We start from the raw sequence: 20,497 nt of genomic DNA on the forward strand, positions 1-20,497 counted from the left end.
ATTGAACGGCCCCGCCCGCCCCGCCCACACGGGGGACAGGGCGAGGTCGAGGTAGGGCCACCCCTATTGAACGGCGCCCCGGAGATAGGCGAGCACCGCCAGCACCCGCCGGTTGTCGTCGGCGCCCGCCGGGATCTCCAGCTTGGCGAACAGGCTGGCCACGTGCTTGCCGACGGCCGCCTCGGTGATCGACAGCGCCCGCGCGACCGCGCCGTTGGAGCGGCCTTCGGCGATCAGCGCCAGCACCTCGCGTTCGCGCGCGGTCAGCCGGTGCGCCGGCTCGGTGACCTCCCGCCCCTTGGCCCAGGTCAGCTCGAACAGGTCGACGAGCGCGGCGATGAGGCTCTGCTGCCGGATCACCAGCGCGCCGGGGGCCTCCGCGACGGGGGTGAGCCGGACGAACGCCACCGCCCGGTCGAAGATCAGCACCTGCTGGATCGGCTCGTCCACCACCCGGTGCAGGTCGCCGGCCGCGTGGAGCTGCCGGATCCGGGCCGCCTTGAGCGGATCGTCGAGCACGCTCGCGTGCACGATCGTCCGCATCGACACGCCGCCCTCCAGGACGTCGAGCACGTCGCGCCGGCTGCGCTGCTCCTGCCGGCCCGTGTCCTTCGAGCCCACCGGGTGCATGGCGCGCAGCGCGCGGGCGGCGCGGGCGGCCTGGAGGATCCGGGCCCGTACGACGGCGTCGTCGTCCACCCGCTCGACGTCCACGGGGAGGCCGCGCAGCTCACCCACGACCTCCTCCAGGCGGCGGGTCAGCCGCTCCAGCGACACGCCGTCGCTCATGCCGGCGGGTGGCGCCGGGCGGCGGCCGTGAGGCGGGTCAGCGCCTGGTGCAGGTCCTGCAGCTCGTCGAGGCCCATGCCGAGGCGGGAGACGATGGCGGGCGGGATCTTCTCCGCCTCCGCCCGCAGCGCCCTGCCCTCGGGCGTGAGGGTGACCGACAGGGCGCGCTCGTCCCTGCTGTTGCGCTCGCGGCGCACGTAGCCCAGGGCCTCCAGGCGCTTCAGCAGCGGCGACATCGTTCCCGGGTCGAGCTGGAGCAGCTCGCCGAGCTCCTTCACCGACAGCGGCTCGTGCTGCCAGAGGGCGAGCATCGCGAGATACTGCGGGTGGGTGAGGCCCATGGGCTGCAGCAGCGGCCGGTAGAGGCCGATCACGCTGCGCGAGGCGATGCTGAGGGCGAAGCACACCTGCCGTTCCAGCGCCAGCGGGTCCGTGATCTCTGTCACGTCCTTCACGTCTGTCGCGTCCTCCATATGGGGACCTCCGCCGGCCTCTGGTAGCTTTCTTTGTGTACCAACTATTAGCCTGCCAAACGTGAGTACGCAAACCAACCGCCGGGAAGGACCGCCGTGTTTCACCGCAAGCCGCTTGAGGAGCGCATCGCCGAGCGCCAGGCCAAGCTGCCGCCGCTGAAGGAGGGCAAGCACTTCGAGCACGGCCCGGCCAAGTTCGTGTTCATCGCCCTCATCGTGTCCGTGGTGCTCATGCACTTCGTCGGCCTGGCGGTCGTCATGCACTTCTACTCGTGACGACACCCCCCGGTATCACCGGGGCCCCTCGCGCTCTCTGCAGGGGACATGGGGCTCCTTCTCCCGGGAGACCCGCGACAGCTCGGGGACTACTGGCTGGTCAGACGTCTCGGAGCGGGCGGGCAGGGGGTTGTCTACGAGGGGTACGACCGCGCCGGGCGCCGGGTCGCGATCAAGGCGCTCCGTGAGGAGTACCTCGACCAGGGGGACATGCGCTCCCGCTGCGCCAAGGAGGTCGTGGCGGCGCGGCGGGCGGCGTCGTTCTGCACGGCGCGCGTCCTGGAGGCCGACCTCGACGCGCGGCCGCCGTACATCGTCAGCGAGTACGTCGACGGCCCCGACCTGCGGCGGGCGGTCGAGACCGGCGGGCCGCTCGACGACGACTCGCTGCACCGGCTGGCGGTCGGCATGGCCACCGCGCTCACCGGCATCCACCGGGCGGGCATCGTGCACCGCGACCTCAAACCGGACAACGTGCTGCTCGGGCCCGACGGCCCGCGACTGATCGACTTCGGCGTCGCCCACGCCGAAGGCATGACACTCACGAACGAGGGCCGCGCCGCCGCCGGGGCTGCGGGAGCTGGTGGAGGCGGCGATGTCGCTGTACGCCGACGCCCGGCCGGACGCCGCGACGCTGCTGCTCCGCCTGGTCGGCGGCTGGGCCCCGAAACGGCTGCTCCCGGAGGCCCTGCTGACCCCGGACGGCCTCGCCAAGCCGGAGGTCCTCACCCACCCCGAACTCCTCGCCCGCCCCGAACCGCCCGGAAGCCGGGACGGCGACGCGAGCCTCCCGCAGGAGTTCACGCCCCAGCCCTCCGGACCACCCCCGCCCACCTCTCCCGATACGCGTGATCGGCGGGACGACACGGACCGGCTGCTCCGGCAGGGGAGCAGGGCCGCCGCCGGGCTGCTCCGCCCGGCGGCGGCCGTCGAGCCCTCGCCCGCCGAGCTGGCCGAGCGGGTCTACAACGAGCTGGGCCCCGAGGACAGGGAGGTCGTGCCGCGCGTCCTGCTGCGCCTCGTCCCCCCGGGCGACGGGGCCGACGGGGCCGACGGCGCGCTGCGGAGCGCGTACGTGCACGAGCTGTCCGACCCTGCCACCGACCCGCGGGCGGTGGCCCGCGTGCTGGACGGCTTCGCCGGCGAGGGCCTGCTGGTACGCCGCGACGACGCCGTGACCCTGGCCGCCGTCGGCCTGCTGCGCGCCTGGCCCCGGCTGCGCGGCTGGATCGAGGCCGACCGGCCGGGCCTGGCGGTGCACGGCCCGCTCGGCGCGGCGGCCCGCCTGTGGGACGACCGCGGCCGCGAACCCGACGACCTGTACCGGGGTACGGCCCTGCGCGACGCCCTGGCCTGGGCCGAGAGCGGCGGCGGGCTGCTCCGGCCGAACTCGCTGGAGCACGCGTTCCTGGAGGAGTCGGCCGCCCGCACCCGCAGCCGGGCGCGGCGGCGCAGGCGGACGGCGGGCGTCATGGCCGCGCTCGTGGCGCTGGTCCTCGCCGTCGCCGCCGTCGCCGTCGCCCAGGACCGGGCCGGCTCCAGACAGCGGGACGAGGCCGCCGCCCTCCGGATCGCCGCTCGGTCACCGATCACAGCACCGGCAACCTCTCCGGCAGGTTCACCGTCATCACGCCGCGCAGCAACGGGCAGTGGCGGGCGTCCTTCGCCGCCTCCGGCGGTTACGGCTCCTCGCACGCGACCGAGGACTACCCCTGAGCCCCGGGCCGGGCGAACCCGGTAGGGTGTGGATCATGTCGTCCGGCCCTGAGGCGTCAAGACTCTAGCCACCGGTCATCCGGTGGCGCCCCGCAGCATGCCGTCGTGCCCGCGTCCGCTCTCCGCCGCCCGGGCCGTCAGTGGGCTGCGCCTTCCCCAGCCACCGGATCGCCGTCGTACGGACCGGAACCCCGTGCCCATCTGCCGGGGTCGTTCTTCGACGTGGCTGTGGAGTCGCAACTCATGCCTTTGGCCCTTTATGTCCTCGCGCTGGCCGTGTTCGCGCAGGGGACCTCGGAATTCATGTTGTCCGGCCTCGTCCCGGACCTCGCCCGCGACCTCGGCGTCTCCGTCTCCGCCGCTGGGGCGCTGACGTCGGCCTTCGCCGCCGGGATGATCGTCGGGGCGCCGCTGATGGCGGTCGCCGGCCTGCGCTGGCCGCGCCGGCGGGCGCTGACGGCGTTCCTGGTCGTGTTCGTGCTCGTGCACGTCGTCGGCGCGGTCACCGACGACTTCGGCGTGCTGCTGGTGACCCGGGTCCTGGCCGCGGTCGCCAACGCCGGGTTCCTCGCGGTGGGGCTGGCGGCGGCCGTCGCCATGGTGCCGCCGGACGCCAAGGGGCGGGCCACGTCGGTCCTGCTCGGCGGCGTCACGCTGGCCTGCGTCGCGGGGGTGCCCGGAGGGGCGGTGCTCGGACAGGCGTTCGGCTGGCGCGCGGCCTTCTGGGCGGTGGCCCTCGCTTGCCTCCCGGCCCTGTACGCCGTCCTCCGCAGGATCCCCGCGACCTCGGAAGAGGGCGCGCCGCGGAGCGTCAGGGGGGAGGCGCGGGTGTTGAGAGAGGCGCGCGTGGTCGTGGTGCTCGTCCTGGCCGCGCTCGTCAACGCCGCCACCTTCTGCGTCTTCACCTACCTCGCCCCGCTGGTGACGGAGGTCGCCGGGCTGGCGGAGGGATGGGTGCCGGCGGTCCTGGCGCTGTTCGGGCTCGGCTCGTTCGCGGGGGTGAGCGTCGCGGGCCGGCTGTCGGACACGCGCCCGGCGCCGCTGCTCGCCGGGGGCGGGATCGCGCTGCTCGCCGGGTGGGCGCTGCTCGCCGCCACGGCCGGCAGCCCGGTCGCCGCCGTCCTGCTCGCCTTCGTCCAGGGGGCGCTCGCGTTCGCCGTCGGCTCGGCCCTCATCGCGCGGGCGTTGTACGCGGCGTCCGGCGCGCCGTCGCTCGGCGGCTCGTTCGCCACGGCCGCGCTCAACGTGGGAGCCGCCGTGGGGCCCGCACTGGGCGGCCTGGCCCTCGCCGCCGGCCTCGGCCACCGTTCGCCCGCGTGGGCCGCCGTCGTCCTGGTGGCGACCGCCCTGCTCATCGGAATCCTGGCCCGCCGGACCCTCTTCACGAGCGCCGACGACCAGTCATCCGACCTCCGGGCCTAGCAGAAGGCCCCTCGCCCGCACGGCGGGGGGCCGCTTATCATCGCTCTCATGCTTCCCGCTGGTTTACCGCCCGCCGATACACCCGATGACTTGACCCTCTGGTACGACGAGCCCGCCACCGACTGGGAGACCCAGGCCCTGCCCATCGGCAACGGCCCCCTGGGCGCGATGGTCTTCGGCGGCGTGGCCGGCGAGCGGCTCCAGTTCAACGAGAAGACCCTCTGGACCGGCGGCCCCGGCTCTCCCGGCTACGACTTCGGCAACTGGACCAGCCCCCGCCCCGGCGCGATCGCCGAGGTCAGGCGGCAGATCGACCGTGACGGCAGCATGGCGCCCGAGGCGGTGGCCGCCGTGCTGGGCCAGGCCAGGTCCGGCTACGGCGCGTACCAGACCTTCGGGGACCTGTTCCTCGATCTCACCGGCGCGCCTGCAACTCCGGAGGGCTACCGCCGCGAGCTGAGCCTGCGCGAGGCCGTCGCCCGCGTGGGCTACAGCGCGGGCGGCGTCCGCCACTCGCGCGAGTACTTCGCCAGCAACCCCGGCGGCGTCATCGTCGGCCGCCTGTCCGCCGACCGGCCCGGCACGGTCTCCTTCACGCTGCGCCACACCTCCCCGCACGAGGACAAGACGGTCACCGCCGCCGGCGGCCGGCTCACCGTCCGGGGCCGGCTGAGCGACAACGGGATGGTCTTCGAGGCGCAGGTGCAGGTGATCGCGCAGGGCGGCACCCGTACGGACGCGGGGGACCGGATCACCGTCACCGGCGCCGACAGCGCCGTGCTCGTGCTGTCGGCCGGCACCGACTACGCCGACACCTACCCGGCCTACCGCGGCGAGGACCCGCACGCCAGGGTCACCGCCGCCGTGGACGCCGCCGCGGCCACGCCCTACGACGAGCTCAGGCGGGCGCACGTCGCCGACCACCGCGAGCTGTTCGACCGGGTGGCGCTCGACCTCGGCGGCGCCGCCCCGGCCGGGGTCCCCACGGACCGGCTGCGCGCGAGCTACACCGGCGGCGCCTCGGCCGCCGACCGCGCGCTGGAGTCGCTGTTCTTCGCCTACGGCCGCTATCTGCTCATCGCCTCCTCCCGGGAGAACGACCTGCTCCCGGCCAACCTCCAAGGCGTCTGGAACACCTCCACCGCCCCGCCCTGGTCGGCCGACTACCACGTCAACATCAACCTCCAGATGAACTACTGGCTCGCCGAGCAGACCAACCTGCACGAGACCGCGAAGCCGTACATCCGCTACGTCGCGGCCCTGGTCGAGCCGGGCCGCAGGACCGCGAGGGACATGTACGGCGCCCGCGGCTGGGTCGTGGGCGACGAGACCACCCCGTTCGGCTTCACCGGCGTGCACGACTGGCCCACCGCCTTCTGGTTCCCCGAGGCCGCCGCCTGGCTCACCCAGCACCTCTACGACACCTACCGCTTCACCGGCGACGAGACGTACCTGCGCGAGACCGCGTACCCGGTGCTCAAGGGCGCGGCGGAGTTCTGGCTGGACTTCCTGCACACCGACCCGCGCGACGGCACGCTCGTCGTCAGCCCCAGCTACTCGCCCGAGCACGGCGACTTCTCGGCGGGCGCGGCGATGTCGCAGCAGATCGTCAGGGAGGTGCTGGCCAACGCCGTGGCCGCGGCGCGGACGCTCGGCGTGGACGCCGACCTCCAGGCCGAGGCGGTCGCGGCGCTGGCCCGGCTGGACCACGGCCTGCGCGTCGGCTCGTGGGGCCAGCTCCAGGAGTGGAAGAGCGACCGGGACGCGCGGGACGACACCCACCGGCACGTCTCCCACCTGTACGCCCTCCACCCCGGCGACCGGATCCGGCCCGGCACGCCGGAGGCGGAGGCGGCCAAGGTGTCGCTGGCCGCGCGCGGCGACGGCGGCACCGGCTGGTCCAAGGCCTGGAAGATCAACTTCTGGGCGCGGCTGCTGGACGGCGACCACGCCCACAGGATGCTCGCCGAGCAGCTCAAGGGCAGCACCCTGGACAACCTGTGGGACACCCACCCGCCGTTCCAGATCGACGGCAACTTCGGCGCCGCCTCCGGCATCGCGGAGATGCTGGTGCAGAGTCATCACGACGTGGTGCACGTGCTGCCCGCCCTGCCCTCGGCCTGGAAGGACGGCTCGGTGAGCGGCCTGCGCGCCCGCGGCGGCGTCACCGTGGACGCCGTCTGGCGGAACGGCGCCGCCGGCTCCGTGACCGTACGCAAGGGGAGGACCGGCCCGATCACGGTCCGCTCCTCCTTCATCGCCGGCGGCTGCCGCGTCCACGACGAGCGGGGCCACGAGGCCGGCGCGCGCCGCGACGGCGACACGCTGACCTGGACCGCCCGCGCCGGCACGGCCTACACGATCACGTCGTCCAGGAACGCCCCGACGATCTCGTCGTAGACGCCGGGGCGTTCCAGGTCGGGATGGTGCGCGGCGCCCTCGACCGTGGCCTCCCGGCCGTCGGGGACCCCGGCGGCCAGGCGCGGCCTGGTGGTGTTCGTCCCCAACCCGCCTCCTCGACGACGTGGACGTGGACTGAGTGGCGCGGGGTTTCCCCTCGCGCTGCCGGGAAAGAGGAAGTGCTCGCTGAGAACGACAGCCCAGCACGACAAGGGAGGCACATATGAGCACCGAGGACAAGATCTCGAACAAGGCCCAGGAGCTCAAGGGCCGGGCCAAGGAGAACCTGGGGGACGCCACCGGCGACGAGGAGCTGCGCGCCGAGGGCCGTGCCGACCAGACCGAGGGCGGCCTCAAGCAGGCGGGCGAGAAGGTCAAGGACGCGGGCAAGAAGGTCAAGGACGCGTTCAAGAAGTAGTGACGCCCGTCGGGGCGGGCCCGCTGTGACGGGCCCGCCCCGTCCGCTGCCCGGGGGGGGCATAGGCGAGCGCGCCCGGATGGGCGATAGTGCCCGTAGCGGGGTACGGCGACGCGTGCTGGCGGTGGGCGATGGAGGGCGGCAACGACTCGGGTGCGATCCGCATCGGCCGTACGGTCAGGCGGCCCGTACGCTCGTGGACGGCCTCCGTCCACGAGCTGCTGCGGCACCTGGAGATCAAGAGGTTCGAGGGCGCGCCGCGCGTGCTCGGCGTCGACGCCGACGGCAGGGAGATCCTCACCTACCTGGAGGGCGACACGATCGGCGGGTGCCGCGTCTGGCCGGAGTGGACGCGGGCCGAGGACACCCTGCGCCAGGTGGCCTGCTGGCTGCGCGCCTACCACGAGGCCGTGGCCGACTTCGCGCCGTCGCCGGACGCGCGCTGGCGCACCGGCGGACGCTGGGCGCCCGGCCTGATCATCGCGCACAACGACGCGAGCCCGTTCAACGCCGCCTGGCACGACGGCCGGCTGGCCGGCTTCTTCGACTGGGACTTCGCCGGTCCCGTCACCCGCGACTCCGACGTGGCCTGGGTGGCGCTGGCCTGGGTGCCGTTGCACGCCCGGCGCGTCGCCGCCGCCGAGGGCTTCGCCGACTTCGCCGCGCGGCCCGCCCGGCTGCGGCTGTTCCTGAACGCGTACGGATGGGCGGGCGACCCGGCGGCGGTCATCGCCGACATCCGCGGCCGCCTGGCCGAGCGGGCGGCGCGCATCCGCCGCCTCGGCGCGGCCGGCGAGCCGCTGCACGCCCGGCTGCTGCGCCAGGGCGTCGCCGACGACCTCGACCAGGCCGTCGCCGAGCTGGAGGGGTTCCCGCTCAGCGGGGGACGACAGGAAGGGTGAGGTAGGAGTCGGGGAACACCCGCTGGCGCTGCACCACCAGGTCGGCGTCCCCGGCCTCGGCCGCGGGCCGCCCGGTGCCCGGGTTGCGGTCGAAGCGCGGGAAGTTCGAGCTGGAGATCTCCACCCGGATCCGGTGCCCGGCCTTGAAGACCTGGCTGGTCGCCACCAGATCGATCAGGTACGTCCCCGCCGAGGTCGAGGTGCGCGTGATTCCGTCGATGACGCTCATCGCCCGCCCGTCCGGGTACACGTCCACCAGCTTCGCCGTCCAGTCGGTGGACGCCGCCGAGGTCGCGGCGCGCAGGGTCACCGTCACCGGCCCGGTCACCTCGACGTCGGCCGCCAGCTCCTCGCTCGTGTAGCAGAGCACGTCGGGCCGGCGCTCCACGTCCCGCTGGTCCTGCGGGCCGACGTTGGTGGGGTCGGCCAGCAGCAGCGGCCCGCCGGTCGTCGGCACCGGGTCGCGCGGGTCGAAGACGAACGTGCGCGGCTCGCCCGACGCGGGCGGAGCGGGCGACAGCAGGCCGTCGGGGTGCAGGTGGTAGAGGGTCTCCACGGCGCGGGCCAGGGGCCAGGACTCCTCCTCCCGCCACACGTCGTCGCCCATGACGAAGATCTGCACGGCCGGGCCGGTGTCCTCGCCCTTGAGGAAGGCGAGCTGGCGCTGTTCGAGCCGGATGGTCCCGGCCTGCGCCCCGAACCCGAAGTCCAGCCGCCCGGCGCCCGACGCGCCCGGCGCGAGGTGCGTCCACGGCCCGATGACCAGCGGCCCGCCGAGGCGGCGGTGGTTCTCCAGCGTCCCGGCCAGGAACAGGTCGAACCAGCCCGCCACGTGCATGACCGGCACCTCGATCCGGTCGTGCCGCAGGGTCTCGGCCAGCTCCTCCCAGTACGCGTCCCGCTCCGGATGCCCCGTCCAGTCCCGCCACCACGGGATGCCCGGGATGTCGCGCACCGGCAGCGTGCGCGCCGCCGCCCCCAGGTCGCCCAGCACCGGGAGCAGCGCGCCGAACGCCGGGCCCGCGTCCTCGCCCGCCTCCCCGCCTGCCTCCATGGCATGGAGCAGCCCGAGCATCGCCTGCAGCGCCCCCCAGTTCAGCGCCGAGCCGAGCGCGAACGCGCCGCCGTGGTACTTCAGCCCGTCGTGGAAGTCGTGCGGCGTCATCTGCGCGACGACCGCCTTCAGCCCCGGCGGCCGGGTGGCGGCGGCCTGGAGCGCGCAGCCCGCCAGGTACGACATCCCGCTCATCACCACCTCGCCGTTCGACCACGGCTGCTCGGTGATCCAGGCGATCGTGTCGTGGCCGTCGGCGCCCTCGTCCCGCCACGGCCGGAACTCGCCGTCACTGCTGCCCCGCCCCCGGCAGTGCTGCAGCACCACCGCGAAGCCCGCCTGGAGCGCCGGGATCACCGGCGCCGACCGGAACGTCTGCTCCCCGTACGGCGTGCGCACCAGCAGCGCCGGGAACGGCCCGCCCTCGGCGGGACGGTGGACGGAGCCGCGCAGGACGGTCCCGTCGCGCATCGGCATGGGCGCGTCGTGCTCGACGGCGACGGACAGCGGGGGGCGGTCGAGCTTCGGCATGGCGGCTCCCGGGAGGACGGTCAGGTGAGGACGTAGGCGTCGTAACGGACGGCGGACGCCGCGCGGGCCGCGGAGGCCACGGCCAGCGTCCTGTTGAGCCAGTGATACCGCTCGTCGCCCGTCTCGAAGCGGCAGAACAGCCGGAAGTAGTAGTCCGCGGGATCGACGTCCTCGCCGCGCGCCAGCCGGTCGAGCACCTCGGGCGGGCCGTGCCGGACGCCGCTGGTGGTGATGTAGAGGTGCGCGCCGTCGTGGGTGCGCAGCGTGTAGCGGGTGTCGATGCTGATGGTGCCGTCGGCGTGCACGACCTGCCAGTCCGCGCCGCCGGGCAGCACCCGCCCGGACAGCCGGGGCCCGTCGAACGAGCCGCCCGCGATGGCGACCACCCGGCGGTTGCCCCAGTGCGTCGCGCCCAGGTCGAGCATCGGGTCGAGCTCCACGTGGAAGCGGGCGAGCGGTTCGAGGTTCACCGGGTCACGCTCCAGGAGGGGCGCTCGTCGAGAGCGCGCGGGTCGAAGCCGGCGGTGCGCTTGTAGGAGGCGGCGATCTCGGCCAGCTCGGCGTGCGGGATGACCCGCTCGACGTCGTCGAAGCCGCCGGGCGCGCGCTCGTGGGCGAGCTTCATGACGATCTCGGGGCCCATCCGCCGGTTGGACAGTTGCAGGGCGGTGGTGGCGGGGCGGCGCTCCGCCTCGTACCCGGCGAGGTCGCCCCTGGCCAGGCAGTACGCCAGCACGCGGGCGTCGATGATCGCCTGCGAGGCGCCGTTGGAGCCGATCGGGTACATCGCGTGCGCCGCGTCGCCGAGCAGCGTGACCCTGCCGGAGGTCCAGCGGGGGAGGGGGTCGCGGTCCACCATCGGGTACTCGTAGGCCGCCTCGGCCCCGGCGATGATGCCCGGGACGTCCAGCCAGTCGAAGCGCCAGTCCGCGAAGTGCCGGCCGATCTCGGCGAGGTCGGCGGGACGGTTCCAGTTGCCGCGCTCGGGCGGCTCGCCGTCGAGGGGGCGTTCGGCGATCCAGTTGACGAGCGTGCGCCCGCCGGTCTCGATGGGGTAGGCGACGAACTTGGCGGTGCCGTCCCCGGCCATGATCATGGATCGGCCGGTGCGGAACGGCTCGCCGTACGTCACGCCGCGCCACAGGACCAGGCCGTTCCACGGCGGCGGGCCCTCGTCCGGGTAGAGGTGGGCGCGCACGGCCGAGTTGATCCCGTCGGCGCCGACGAGCAGGTCCTCCTCGCCGGGGCCGGTGATCCGGCTGCCGGTGCGTACGGCGTCCGGGCCCAGGCGTTCGACGACCGCCTCCAGCAGCAGCCGCTGCAGCCGGCCGCGGTGCACCGAGTACTGCGGCCAGGAGTAGCCGGCCGCGACGCCCCGGGGCTCGGACCAGATGAGGGTCCCGTGCCGGTTGAAGTAGGCCAGCTCGGCGGTGGCGACGCCGATCGCGGCGAGACGGTCGGCGAGGCCCAGCTCGGTCAGCTCGCGCACGGCGTGGGGAAGCAGGTTGATGCCGACGCCCAGGGGCCGGATCTCGCGGGCGGCCTCGTGCACCGTCACGTCCGTGAACCCGGCCGCGTGCAGGCTGAGCGCGGCGGCGAGCCCGCCGATGCCGGCTCCGGCGATGACGATGCGCACAGGCCCTCCTCGTGGATTGTTATGGCCGAAACAATATGTCGGAGTGGTCCGCGCCTGCGCAAGACTTGACCGGTGAGCGACACAGGGGCGGGAGACCCCGGCAGCCAGGCCACGGACGCGCCACTGGACATGCGCGCCACGGACGCGCCCCCGGATCCGCGCGGCGCGGACGCGCCGGATCTGCACGCCGCTGACGCGCCGCCCGATCTGCGCTACGCCGCCTACGCGCGCGAGCGCCTGGCCGGGATGCCGCCGCCCGCCGACGCCGAGGCGTTCGCGCTGGCCTACCACCTCCTCCAGCTCGCCTACCTGCTGGTCACCGACCTGGAGACGCGCATCCACCGCCCGCGCGGCTGGACGCTGCCCGGCTTCCGGCTGATGTTCAAGCTCTGGCTGCTCGGCCCCACGCAGCCGGTCCGGCTGGCGGAGATCTCCGCGATGTCCCGCTCGGCGGTCACCAACGCCGTCAACACCCTCGTACGCGCCGGCCTGACCGAACGCCGCCCCGTGCCGGGCGACGCCCGCGCGGTCGTCGTCGCGCTGACCCCGGCGGGCGAGACGGCGGTGCGGGAGGCGTTCGCCGAGCAGACCGGCAGGGAACGCGAGTGGTTCGCGACGCTCGGGCCCGCCGAGCGCGAGCAACTGACCGGGCTGCTCGTCCGCATCCTGCGGGCCAGGCCGCCCCTCACCACGGAAGGACCCGGACGATGAGCGCGGCGGACGCCCTGGTGGCCGAAGGCCCCTTCTTCGACGAGCTGGCGCCGGGACAGATCTTCGACGGCGCCCCTGGGCTCACGCTCACCGCCGGCCACGCCGCCGCCCACCAGGCGATCTGCGGCGACCGGCTGCGGCTGCCGCTCGACGCCCACCTGTGCCGCGAGGTCACCGGCGGGCCGCCCCTGGCGCATCCCGCGCTCGTGTGGGACGTCGCGATCGGCCAGTCCACGCTGGTCACCCACCACGTCAAGGCCAACCTGTTCTACCGTGGGCTGGTCTTCCGCCGCTTCCCGGTGCTCGGCGACACGCTGCGCACCCGTACGGAGGTCGTCGCGCTGCGCCAGAACCGGCCCCGCCCCGGCCGCCGCCCGACGGGCCTCGCGGCGCTGCGGATCACCACCGACGACCAGGACGGCCGCCCCGTGCTCGACTTCTGGCGCTGCGCCATGCTGCCGCTGCGCGACCAGGAGGCGGACACCGGCCACGACGCCGACCTCGACCGGATCGGCGACCCGATCGAGGACGACGGCGGCCTCGCGGCGGCGGTGGCCGGCTGGCGGCTCGACCGGTACGCCGCCCTGGTGCCCGGCCCGCACCTCGACGGCCTGCGCGCGGGCGAGCGGCGGCGGGTCAGCGGCGGCGACGTGGTGTCGGCCGCCCCCGAGCTGGCCCGCCTCACCCTCAACATCGCCCAGGCGCACCACGACGGCCGCGGCGGCCCGCGGCTGGTCTACGGCGGGCACACGATCGGGCTCGCGCTCTCCCAGGCCGTCCGCGCGCTGCCCAACCTGGTCACCGTGGCCGGCTGGCACGGCTGCGACCACCTCGGGCCGGTCCACGAGGGCGACACGCTGACCAGCGAGGTGATCGTCGAGCGGTGCGAGCCGCTGCCAGGCGGCGGCGGCCTCGCGCACCTGCGCTCGCTCGTCGCCGCGACCGGGCCGGACGGCGCGCCCCGTGACGTGCTGGACTGGCGGTTCGCCGCCGTGCTCGCCTGAGGGCGGGGCTTGGGGCTCCCTCCCGGCGGGAAGGGGTGCGGCATGGACGTGCTGAGCAGCCGGATGCTGCTGCGCCCCCGGGACCCCGCGCGCAGCCGCCGCTTCTACGCCGAGACCCTGGGCCTGGCCGTCTACCGCGAGTTCGGCCCGCCCGAGCACCCCGGCACGGTGTTCTTCCTCGGGCAGGGCTTCCTGGAGCTGTCCGGCCAGTCCGACGAGGGTGAGATCGGCGGCGTGTCGCTGTGGCTCCAGGTGCGCGACGTGGCCGCCGAGGAGGCCCGCCTGCGTCAGGCCGGCGTGGAGGTGCTGCGCGAGGCCCGCCGCGAGCCGTGGGGGCTGGTCGAGCTGTGGATCGCCGACCCCGACGGCCACCGTCTCGTCCTGGTGGAGGTGCCGCCCGACCACCCGCTGCGCCGCGACCACCGCTGAACGACGGCCCCGTCAGCGCAGCGTGTACCGGATGGGCAGGCTCTTCAGCCCGCCCACGAACGTCGTCGCCAGCCAGGCGGGCTCGCCGTCCAGCCCGACCTCCGCCAGCCGGGGGACGAGCTCGGCGAACAGCGCCTGGATCTCCATCCGCGCCAGCCCCGCCCCCAGGCAGTAGTGCACCCCCGCCCCGAACGCCAGGTGCCGGTTCGGCGTCCGGCCCACGTCGAAGCGGAACGGGCCGTCGAACACCTCCTCGTCCCTGTTCGCCGACGGGTACGACAGCAGCACCGACTCACCGGCCCTGATCGGCGTCCCCCGCACGACCGTGTCGGCCGCCGCCGTCCGCATGAACGCCTTCACCGGGCTCACCCAGCGGATCATCTCCTCGGCGGCCGGGGCCAGCAGCCCGGGGTCCTCCCGCAGCCGCCGCAGCTCGCCAGGATGCCGGACGAGCGCCTCCAGGCCGCCCGCGATGGTGGAGGTGGTCGTGTCGTGCCCGGCCGTGGCGATGATGACGTAGTACGAGGCCGCGTCGGCGTCGCTCAGCGGCCGGCCGTCCACCCGGGCGTTGGCGATGGCCGAGGCCAGGTCGCCGGTCGGACGGGCGCGGCGGGCCGCGGTCAGCTCGCGGAAGTAGCCGAGCAGGTCCGCCAGCACCGACGTGTGGGCCGCCGCCCCCTCGCCGCGCCGCCGGCTGTCGTCGTCCTGGCCGAACAGGTCCTGCGTCAGCCGCAGCATCAGCGGGAAGTCCGACTCCGGCAGCCCGAGCAGCGACAGGATGACGCGCAGCGGGTAGTGCGCGGCGACCTCCCGTACGAAGTCGCACCGGCCGCCGTGCTCGGCCAGCAGGTCCACGTACCGTCTGGCCAGCTCCCGCACCCGCGCCCGGAGCTCGCGCATCGCCTTCGGGCTGAACCAGTCCGCGCCGATCGCGCGCAGCGCCCGGTGCTCGGGGTCGTCGGTGTGGACGAGCGTCTTCAGCCCGTCGCCGCGCGCCCGCTGCGCCTCCAGGACGGCGTCCACCTCCGCGCGGCGCAGCACCGGCCGCGGCGCGCTCAGCCACAGCGCGTTGTCCCGCTCGATCTCCAGCACGTCGGCGTGCCGCGTCACGGCCCAGAAGGGCCGGTAGCCGTCGGCCTCCACCCGCCGCACGGGCGACTCGCGGCGCAGCAGCGCCAGGGCTTCGTGCAGGCGTGCCTCGTCGGTGTACGCGGCCGGCGTGGCGAGGCAGCGCCCCGCCTCCTCCGCGGACGTCAGGGTCGTGGCCACGGGTCAGCCTCCCGGCGGCAGGCGGGTGCAGGGGCGTAGAAGGGCATTCCCCTCCCGCTCCGCCCCCATGCGGCCGGGGTCAGGGGCCGGTGGCGGCGGGGCGCAGCAGCAGGACGGCGCAGTCGTCGATGCGCTGCTCCTGCGCCTCCGGCTCGATGAGCGAGTCCGCCAGGGCCGGCAGCGGCCCGTCCTCGGTGGGGTTGAAGCGTTCGGCCAGGTGGCGGATGGCGTCGCCGAGGTCCAGGCCCGGCTGCTCGATGAGGCCGTCGGTGTAGAGGACCAGCACGCTGCCGGGCGGCAGGTCGACGTCGAGGACGGCGTACTCGGCCTCCGGGTCGATGCCCAGCAGCAGGCCCGGGGTGCTGTCGACGACCCGCGTGGGCGCGCCGGGCCGGCCGAGCAGCGGCGGCAGGTGACCGGCGCTCGCCAGGCAGGCGGTGTGCCGCTCCAGGTCGACGCTCACGTACAGGCAGCTCGTGAAGCGGTCGGGGGCGAGTTCGATGAGCAGCCGGTTGGTGTGCGCCAGCACCTCGCCGGGGGAGGCGCCGGCGGTGGCGTGCGCGCGGACGGCGGTGCGCACCTGCCCCATGAGGGCGGCGGCGGTCACGTCGTGGCCCTGGACGTCGCCGATGACGGCCGCGGCCTGGGTGTCGCTGAGCCGGATCAGGTCGTAGAAGTCGCCGCCGATGTCCATGCCGGGGGTGGCGGGGACGTACCGGGCGGCGAGGTCGAGCCCGGGGATCTCCGGCAGCGTACGCGGCAGCAGGCTCGACTGCAGGCACTGGGCGAGCTGGTGCTTGACGTCGTAGAGCCGGGCCCGCTCGAACGCCTGCGCGATCAGCCCCGCCAGCGCGGTCAGCGTGGCCCGCTCGTCGGAGTCGAAGCGGTGCGGCCGGTCGTAGGCGAGGACGCAGGTGCCGATGGGCCGCCCCGAGGTCACCAGCGGCAGGAACGCCCACGCCTTCATGTCGTCGGAGGCGACGGCGTCCGGGTACGTCCCCCGCAGCTCGTCCCAGCTCTCGAAGAAGGCCGGCCGGGCGGCGTCGTACGGCCGCCGCCCGGGCGCCGGCGGGATCGCCGGCCGGCCGTCGAACTCGGCGACGGCCTGCCGGGTGTAGCCGCGCGAGGCGGCCACCCGCATCCGCCCGCCCTTGGAGGTGAGGATGGCCAGCGCCTGCACGTCGTAGACGGGCATGACGTGATCGGCGACCAGGTCGACCACCTCCTGCGCGGTGACGGCCCGCGCGAGCGTCGTCGCGAGGTGCAGCATCTCGTGCAGGGCGATGATGCGGGTCGGCTGCCCGATCTCGTGCGGCGGCGGCCGCTCCGCGGGGTCGTGGTCCTGCCCGCCGGGCGTGATGCGCAGGGTGACGCCGGTCAGGCCGGGGAAGAGCCGGAAGGTGACCAGCCGCCCCGACGGGTGGCGGGCGGTGAACGCGGTGACCCGGCCGCTGACCACGGCCGACCGGTAGAGGTCCTCGTAGAGCGGGTCGTCGAGCCAGGGCAGCGCCTCGCCGAGGCGTTCGCCCTGGAGCTCGGAGGTGTAGACGGACAGCATCTCGGCGGCCGGCGCGGTGATGAGCGAGATGCGGCCCTCGACGTCGATCGAGCAGTAGCCCTCCGGCAGCCGGTTGAACGCCTGGAGCGCGATGAGCTGGGAGGCGGTGTCGGCGGCGCGGGCGGGACGCGGGTTGAGTGTGCGCGGGCGCGGCCCCGGCGTGATCGGCTCGCCCCGGTCGGCCTCCCGCTGGAGCAGGCGGGCGAGGGCGGCGGAGCTCGCGTCGAGCACGTCGCGCTGCTCCCGTGACAGCGTGTGCGAGTATCCTGCGGGCCAGACCAGCAGCAGCGCGCCCCAGACGCGCCCGCCGCCGCGGATGGGGGAGACGGCGGCCGCGAAGTGGTAGGGCAGCGAGAGCGCCGCCGAGGGGAACTGCCGCGCGAGGTCCTCCCGCCCGGAGACCCAGACCAGGCGGTCCTCGCGCACGGCCCTGGAGACCAGTATGGGATCGCCGACCCGGAGCCTGGCCCAGGACATGGCGATCGGCTCGGGCATGCCGAGCTGGACGTCCATCAGCAGCACCCGGCCGTCGTCGGCCAGGAGGTAGACGGTGCCGATGTGCGCCCCCGCGCCGGTGATGGCCTGGATCAGCAGGTCGTCCAGGCCGGCCCGGCCCGGCCGGGGCGCGGCGTGCTCCCGCACCGGCTCAGCCGTCCGCTTCTCCACTCACGCATGGTGAGCAGCAAAGCAGCGTAAAACCCCCCACATGGGCAGGATACCCCGCAAACAGGTAGCGAACTGCTCACCTTCCGCTCAACATCCCCCATCCGCTTGCCCGATCCGCCGCCACCCGGACACGATGGGCCGGTGATCCTTCCGGTTCCCGCGACCCCGCTGCACCCGCTGCCCCGCCTGGCCCGCCGCCTCGGCCTCGGCCCCGACGACCTGTGGGTCAAACGGGACGACCTGACCGGCCTGGCGGGCGGCGGCAACAAGGCGCGCAAGCTCGCCGCCATCGTCGCCGACGCGGCGGCCAAGGGCTGCGACCACCTGGTCACCGGCGGGGGAGCGCAGAGCAACCACGCCAGGATGACGGCCGCCGCCGCCAACCTCGCCGGAATGGGCTGCGACCTGCTGCTCACGCCCGGTGACGACAGCGGCAACCTGCTGCTCGACCGCGTGCTCGGCGCCGGCATCCACTGGCTGGACGGCGGGCCGCTGCCGTACGCCGAGACCGAGGCCGCCATCGAGGAGCACGCCAGGGCCCTGGCGGCGCGGGGCCGGCGGCCGTACGCCATCCCGATCGGCGGCTCCTCACCGCTCGGCGCCGCCGCGTACGCGGACGTGGGCCGCGAGCTCGCCGAACGCCTGGACCCCGGCCTGGTCGTGGTCGCCGCGGGCTCGGGCGGCACGCAGGCCGGGCTGGCGGCCGGGCTCGGCGACCACGGCAAGGTGCTCGGCGTGGACGTCGGCGCCCGGCCCGGCCTCGCGGACGCCGTCCAGGAGCTGGCCGCCGAGGCCGCCGCCCTCGCCGGGCTGCCCGCGCCCCGGGGCCGCTGCCGCCTGGACACCGAGCAGGCAGGCGAGGCGTACGGCGAGCCGACCGACGCCGGCCTGGACGCGCTGCGGGCGGCCGCGCGGACGGAGGCCCTGCTGCTCGACCCGGTCTACACGGCCAAGGCCATGGCGGGCCTGTTCGCCGCCGTGCGCGAGACGCCCAGAGGCACGCGGGTGGTGTTCGTGCACACCGGCGGGCTGCCCGGCCTGCTCGCCTCCCGTTACGCCGGCTGGCTCACCAGCGGGACGCCAGGCGACGCCGCAGCCGGACCGGCGGCAGCGGCGGAGCCTTGCTGAGCTGCCGCCTGCCGATCACCTGGAACAGCGCCCGCCGGTCGGTCATGCCGCCCTTGCCGCTCGGCTCCCTGCCGAACAGCGCGAGCAGCGCCGTCCGCACGCCGGAGCGCGCGCTCCAGTCCACGAAGGCCCGGCACTCGGCCGGGTCCTCGCCGTAGAACTCGTCGAACAGCAGCAGGGCGCCGTCGGCGAGCAGCGGCGTCAGCCAGTCCAGCGCGCACGCCGTGGCCGATTCGAGGTCGGCGTCCAGGTGCGCCAGGCTGACCAGGCCCACCTCGGCGGCGAGCGCGGGCGTCAGCGACTCGGCGAAGAACCCCTTGACGACCCGCACCCCGTTCAGCCGTGGCACCGGCGTCGCGAACGTGCCGGCCGGCAGGTTCTCGTAGCCCTCCGGCAGCCCCTCGAACGAGTCGCAGGCGTAGATGCGCTTGCGCCGCTGCCGGCGCTCCCACAGCCGGGCCCGCCACAGCTCGTCCCTGATGACCCGGGTGGAGTAGCCCTTCCAGACGCCGAACTCGACGATGTGGCCGGGCACCGGCCGCGAGAGCTGCACCGACAGCTCCAGGACCTGCGCCCGGGACGGATAGGTGACCTTGTTCCTGAGCCCGTCCCACTCGCCGGGAGCGCCGGTTAACCAGCTGCCGTCGAGCATGGTGCGTTCTGACATGCGTAACCCCTTCGCAGTCGCTCGCGCTGAGGCGAGGCAATCAGTAAGGGTGGGGTGCGGACCACGCCTGAATACGCACAGCAGTTTGACATCCTCCCCCCATGAATGAGGGGGATTCCGACCGTCGCCGGTCGGTTTTCCTGCTTCATCGCCGGTCGCCCGCCCGAGAGGGCGACTCTCGTTGAGGTCTTACATCAGCTCCACAGGCGTTTCAGCTCTCCGCCAGCCCGGCGGCGAGCAGCATGTTCTGGGCCGCGTTCACCTCCCGATCATGCACCGCGCCACACGCACAGACCCACACCCGGACGCTCAACGGCATCTCCTCCTGCAGGGCTCCGCAGACCGAGCACAACTTGGAGGAGGGAAAGAAGCGGTCCACGACCGCCAGCGTGCGGCGGTACCAGTCGGATTTGTACTCCAGCATGCTGCGCAGCGTTCGCCAGCCGGCATCGGAGATGGCGCGGGCCAGCGCGTGGTTCTTGAGCAGGTTGCGGACGGCCAGGTCTTCCACGGCGATCACTTGATTTTCGCGTACCAGCCGGGTGGTGACCTTGTGCAGGTAGTCGCGCCTGCGGTCGGCGATCCGGGCATGCACCCGTGCCACCTTCAGCCGGGCCTTGGCCCGGTTGTTCGATCCCTTCTGTTTGCGGGCCAGCGCCCGCTGCGCCTTGGCCAGCCGACGTCGCTCACGACGCTCGTGACGCGGGTTGGCGATCTGCTCGCCGCACGACAGCGTGAGCAGCGCGGTGAGGCCAGCGTCCAGGCCCGCGGACTGCTCGACGGGCGGCAATGGCGTGATCTTCTCCTCGACCAGGAGGGACACGAACCACCGACCAGCGGCGTCCCTGGACACGGTGACCGTGGACGGCTCAGCTCCCTCAGGCAGTGGGCGCGACCACACGATGTCCAGCGGCGCGCCCATCTTGGCCAGGGTGAGCCGGCCCTCGCGCCAGCGAAACGCCGAACGGGTGTATTCGGCCGACGCCCGCGCTCTCTTCTTGCTCTTGAACGTCGGATACTTCGCGCGGCGGGCGAAGAAGTTCGCGAACGCCGCTTGCAGGTGCCTGAGTGCCTGCTGGAGCGGCACCGATGACACCTCGTTCAGAAACGCCAGCTCGGGTGTCTTCTTCCATGCGGTAAGCGTCGCGGACGATTCGGTGTAGGAGACACCGCGCCCGTCCTGGGTGTAGGCGCGGGTTCGCTCTTCGAGCGCTTTGTTGTAGACCAGGCGCACGCAGCCGAACGTCCGGACAAGCTGTTCGGCCTGTTCGGGGGTCGGGTAGAAGCGGTACTTGTAGGCCCGCTTCACGAGCTGCGCCACCTTTCGATTCTATGTGCGAGATCACTCGCGCACCGGCCGATCAGGAAAGACGACGGTTCGCCTGGCGGCGTAACGCCTGCTCCTGCCCTGCTGCGCAGGAGTCCGATTCCTCCCCCGCCTGAAGGCG

General features: G+C 74.2%; 19 protein-coding genes and 2 pseudogenes. 11 read left to right on the plus strand and 10 right to left on the minus strand.

Annotation, left to right across the window (positions count from 1 at the left end):
- Positions 1–63: 63 nt before the first annotated feature.
- Positions 64–789 (minus strand): LuxR C-terminal-related transcriptional regulator, encoded by a 726-nt coding sequence (locus tag ACBR40_RS19245; protein WP_371249603.1) that lies wholly within the window; start codon positions 787–789, stop codon positions 64–66.
- Positions 786–1,235 carry a MarR family transcriptional regulator gene (locus ACBR40_RS19250; protein WP_344218340.1) on the minus strand — a complete coding sequence of 150 codons (450 nt, stop codon included), beginning with the start codon at positions 1,233–1,235 and terminating at the stop codon, positions 786–788. Before ACBR40_RS19250 ends, ACBR40_RS19245 begins: the two co-directional genes overlap by 4 nt.
- Before the next feature lie 123 nt (positions 1,236–1,358).
- Between ACBR40_RS19250 and ACBR40_RS19255 the strand changes: the two genes are divergently transcribed.
- The 5 genes and pseudogenes from ACBR40_RS19255 (at position 1,359) to ACBR40_RS19275 (ending at position 7,076) form a co-directional block, all read left to right on the plus strand.
- Complete coding sequence (locus ACBR40_RS19255; RefSeq protein ID WP_344218338.1) at positions 1,359–1,538, plus strand: hypothetical protein; 180 nt, start codon at positions 1,359–1,361, stop codon at positions 1,536–1,538.
- Positions 1,539–1,586: 48 nt separating this feature from the next.
- Positions 1,587–2,006, plus strand: a pseudogene (locus ACBR40_RS19260) (protein kinase); the annotation flags it as partial.
- Between the two features lie 127 nt (positions 2,007–2,133).
- The gene (locus ACBR40_RS19265; RefSeq protein ID WP_371249604.1) at positions 2,134–3,279 is read left to right on the plus strand and encodes a hypothetical protein; all 1,146 of its coding nucleotides are present in this window, start codon (positions 2,134–2,136) and stop codon (positions 3,277–3,279) included.
- A gap of 218 nt (positions 3,280–3,497) precedes the next feature.
- On the plus strand, positions 3,498–4,676 hold the full coding sequence (locus ACBR40_RS19270; protein WP_371249605.1) for a Cmx/CmrA family chloramphenicol efflux MFS transporter: 1,179 nt from the start codon (positions 3,498–3,500) through the stop codon (positions 4,674–4,676).
- 90 nt (positions 4,677–4,766) lie between these two features.
- Positions 4,767–7,076, plus strand: a complete 2,310-nt coding sequence (locus ACBR40_RS19275) for a glycoside hydrolase N-terminal domain-containing protein (RefSeq protein WP_371249606.1) — start codon at positions 4,767–4,769, stop codon at positions 7,074–7,076.
- Here ACBR40_RS19275 and ACBR40_RS19280 read toward each other — a convergent pair.
- A complete protein-coding gene (locus tag ACBR40_RS19280; RefSeq protein ID WP_371249607.1) occupies positions 7,031–7,183 on the minus strand; it encodes a hypothetical protein in 153 nt (50 codons plus the stop codon). The genes ACBR40_RS19275 and ACBR40_RS19280 overlap by 46 nt on opposite strands.
- A gap of 116 nt (positions 7,184–7,299) precedes the next feature.
- Between ACBR40_RS19280 and ACBR40_RS19285 the strand changes: the two genes are divergently transcribed.
- Both ACBR40_RS19285 and ACBR40_RS19290 read left to right on the plus strand, forming a co-directional pair.
- Positions 7,300–7,494: a CsbD family protein gene (locus ACBR40_RS19285; protein WP_344218328.1), complete on the plus strand. Its 195-nt coding sequence runs from the start codon at positions 7,300–7,302 to the stop codon at positions 7,492–7,494.
- 89 nt (positions 7,495–7,583) lie between these two features.
- Positions 7,584–8,396 (plus strand): phosphotransferase, encoded by an 813-nt coding sequence (locus ACBR40_RS19290; RefSeq protein WP_371249608.1) that lies wholly within the window; start codon positions 7,584–7,586, stop codon positions 8,394–8,396.
- On the opposite strand, the gene ACBR40_RS19295 is transcribed toward ACBR40_RS19290, so the two are convergent.
- From ACBR40_RS19295 to ACBR40_RS19305, 3 genes are read right to left on the minus strand one after another with little or no spacing between them, the layout of a single operon-like run.
- The gene (locus tag ACBR40_RS19295) at positions 8,371–9,981 is read right to left on the minus strand and encodes a CocE/NonD family hydrolase (protein ID WP_371249609.1); all 1,611 of its coding nucleotides are present in this window, start codon (positions 9,979–9,981) and stop codon (positions 8,371–8,373) included. The two genes, ACBR40_RS19290 and ACBR40_RS19295, sit on opposite strands and share 26 nt — an antisense overlap.
- Positions 9,982–10,001: 20 nt before the next feature.
- Positions 10,002–10,451: a DUF3237 domain-containing protein gene (locus ACBR40_RS19300; protein WP_344218322.1), complete on the minus strand. Its 450-nt coding sequence runs from the start codon at positions 10,449–10,451 to the stop codon at positions 10,002–10,004.
- Complete coding sequence (locus ACBR40_RS19305) at positions 10,448–11,617, minus strand: flavin-dependent oxidoreductase (protein ID WP_371249610.1); 1,170 nt, start codon at positions 11,615–11,617, stop codon at positions 10,448–10,450. Before ACBR40_RS19305 ends, ACBR40_RS19300 begins: the two co-directional genes overlap by 4 nt.
- A 72-nt stretch (positions 11,618–11,689) precedes the next feature.
- Here ACBR40_RS19305 and ACBR40_RS19310 point away from each other — a divergent pair, with 72 nt between their 5' ends.
- From ACBR40_RS19310 to ACBR40_RS19320, 3 genes are read left to right on the plus strand one after another with little or no spacing between them, the layout of a single operon-like run.
- Entirely contained in the window at positions 11,690–12,328 is a 639-nt protein-coding gene (locus ACBR40_RS19310) for a MarR family winged helix-turn-helix transcriptional regulator (protein ID WP_371249611.1), read from the plus strand.
- Positions 12,325–13,332, plus strand: a complete 1,008-nt coding sequence (locus ACBR40_RS19315) for a MaoC family dehydratase (RefSeq protein WP_371249612.1) — start codon at positions 12,325–12,327, stop codon at positions 13,330–13,332. The genes ACBR40_RS19310 and ACBR40_RS19315 overlap by 4 nt, the downstream gene beginning before the upstream one ends.
- A gap of 42 nt (positions 13,333–13,374) precedes the next feature.
- The gene (locus ACBR40_RS19320) at positions 13,375–13,761 is read left to right on the plus strand and encodes a VOC family protein (protein ID WP_371249613.1); all 387 of its coding nucleotides are present in this window, start codon (positions 13,375–13,377) and stop codon (positions 13,759–13,761) included.
- Between the two features lie 12 nt (positions 13,762–13,773).
- On the opposite strand, the gene ACBR40_RS19325 is transcribed toward ACBR40_RS19320, so the two are convergent.
- Together ACBR40_RS19325 and ACBR40_RS19330 are read right to left on the minus strand one after the other, a co-directional pair.
- Positions 13,774–15,030 carry a cytochrome P450 gene (locus ACBR40_RS19325; RefSeq protein ID WP_371249614.1) on the minus strand — a complete coding sequence of 419 codons (1,257 nt, stop codon included), beginning with the start codon at positions 15,028–15,030 and terminating at the stop codon, positions 13,774–13,776.
- A 79-nt stretch (positions 15,031–15,109) separates the two neighbouring features.
- Positions 15,110–17,254 (minus strand): GAF domain-containing SpoIIE family protein phosphatase, encoded by a 2,145-nt coding sequence (locus ACBR40_RS19330; RefSeq protein WP_344218310.1) that lies wholly within the window; start codon positions 17,252–17,254, stop codon positions 15,110–15,112.
- Between the two features lie 141 nt (positions 17,255–17,395).
- Here ACBR40_RS19330 and ACBR40_RS19335 point away from each other — a divergent pair, with 141 nt between their 5' ends.
- On the plus strand, positions 17,396–18,382 hold the full coding sequence (locus tag ACBR40_RS19335) for a 1-aminocyclopropane-1-carboxylate deaminase/D-cysteine desulfhydrase (protein ID WP_371249615.1): 987 nt from the start codon (positions 17,396–17,398) through the stop codon (positions 18,380–18,382).
- Here ACBR40_RS19335 and ACBR40_RS19340 read toward each other — a convergent pair.
- Positions 18,321–19,049 (minus strand): TylF/MycF/NovP-related O-methyltransferase, encoded by a 729-nt coding sequence (locus tag ACBR40_RS19340; RefSeq protein ID WP_344218306.1) that lies wholly within the window; start codon positions 19,047–19,049, stop codon positions 18,321–18,323. The genes ACBR40_RS19335 and ACBR40_RS19340 overlap by 62 nt on opposite strands.
- A 110-nt stretch (positions 19,050–19,159) precedes the next feature.
- Positions 19,160–20,370, minus strand: a pseudogene (locus ACBR40_RS19345) (RNA-guided endonuclease InsQ/TnpB family protein); the annotation flags it as partial.
- Positions 20,371–20,497: the final 127 nt, after the last annotated feature.

This window comes from Nonomuraea sp. AD125B (assembly GCF_041402765.1).
In the GTDB taxonomy this organism is placed as follows: Bacteria; Actinomycetota; Actinomycetes; order Streptosporangiales; family Streptosporangiaceae; genus Nonomuraea; species Nonomuraea bangladeshensis.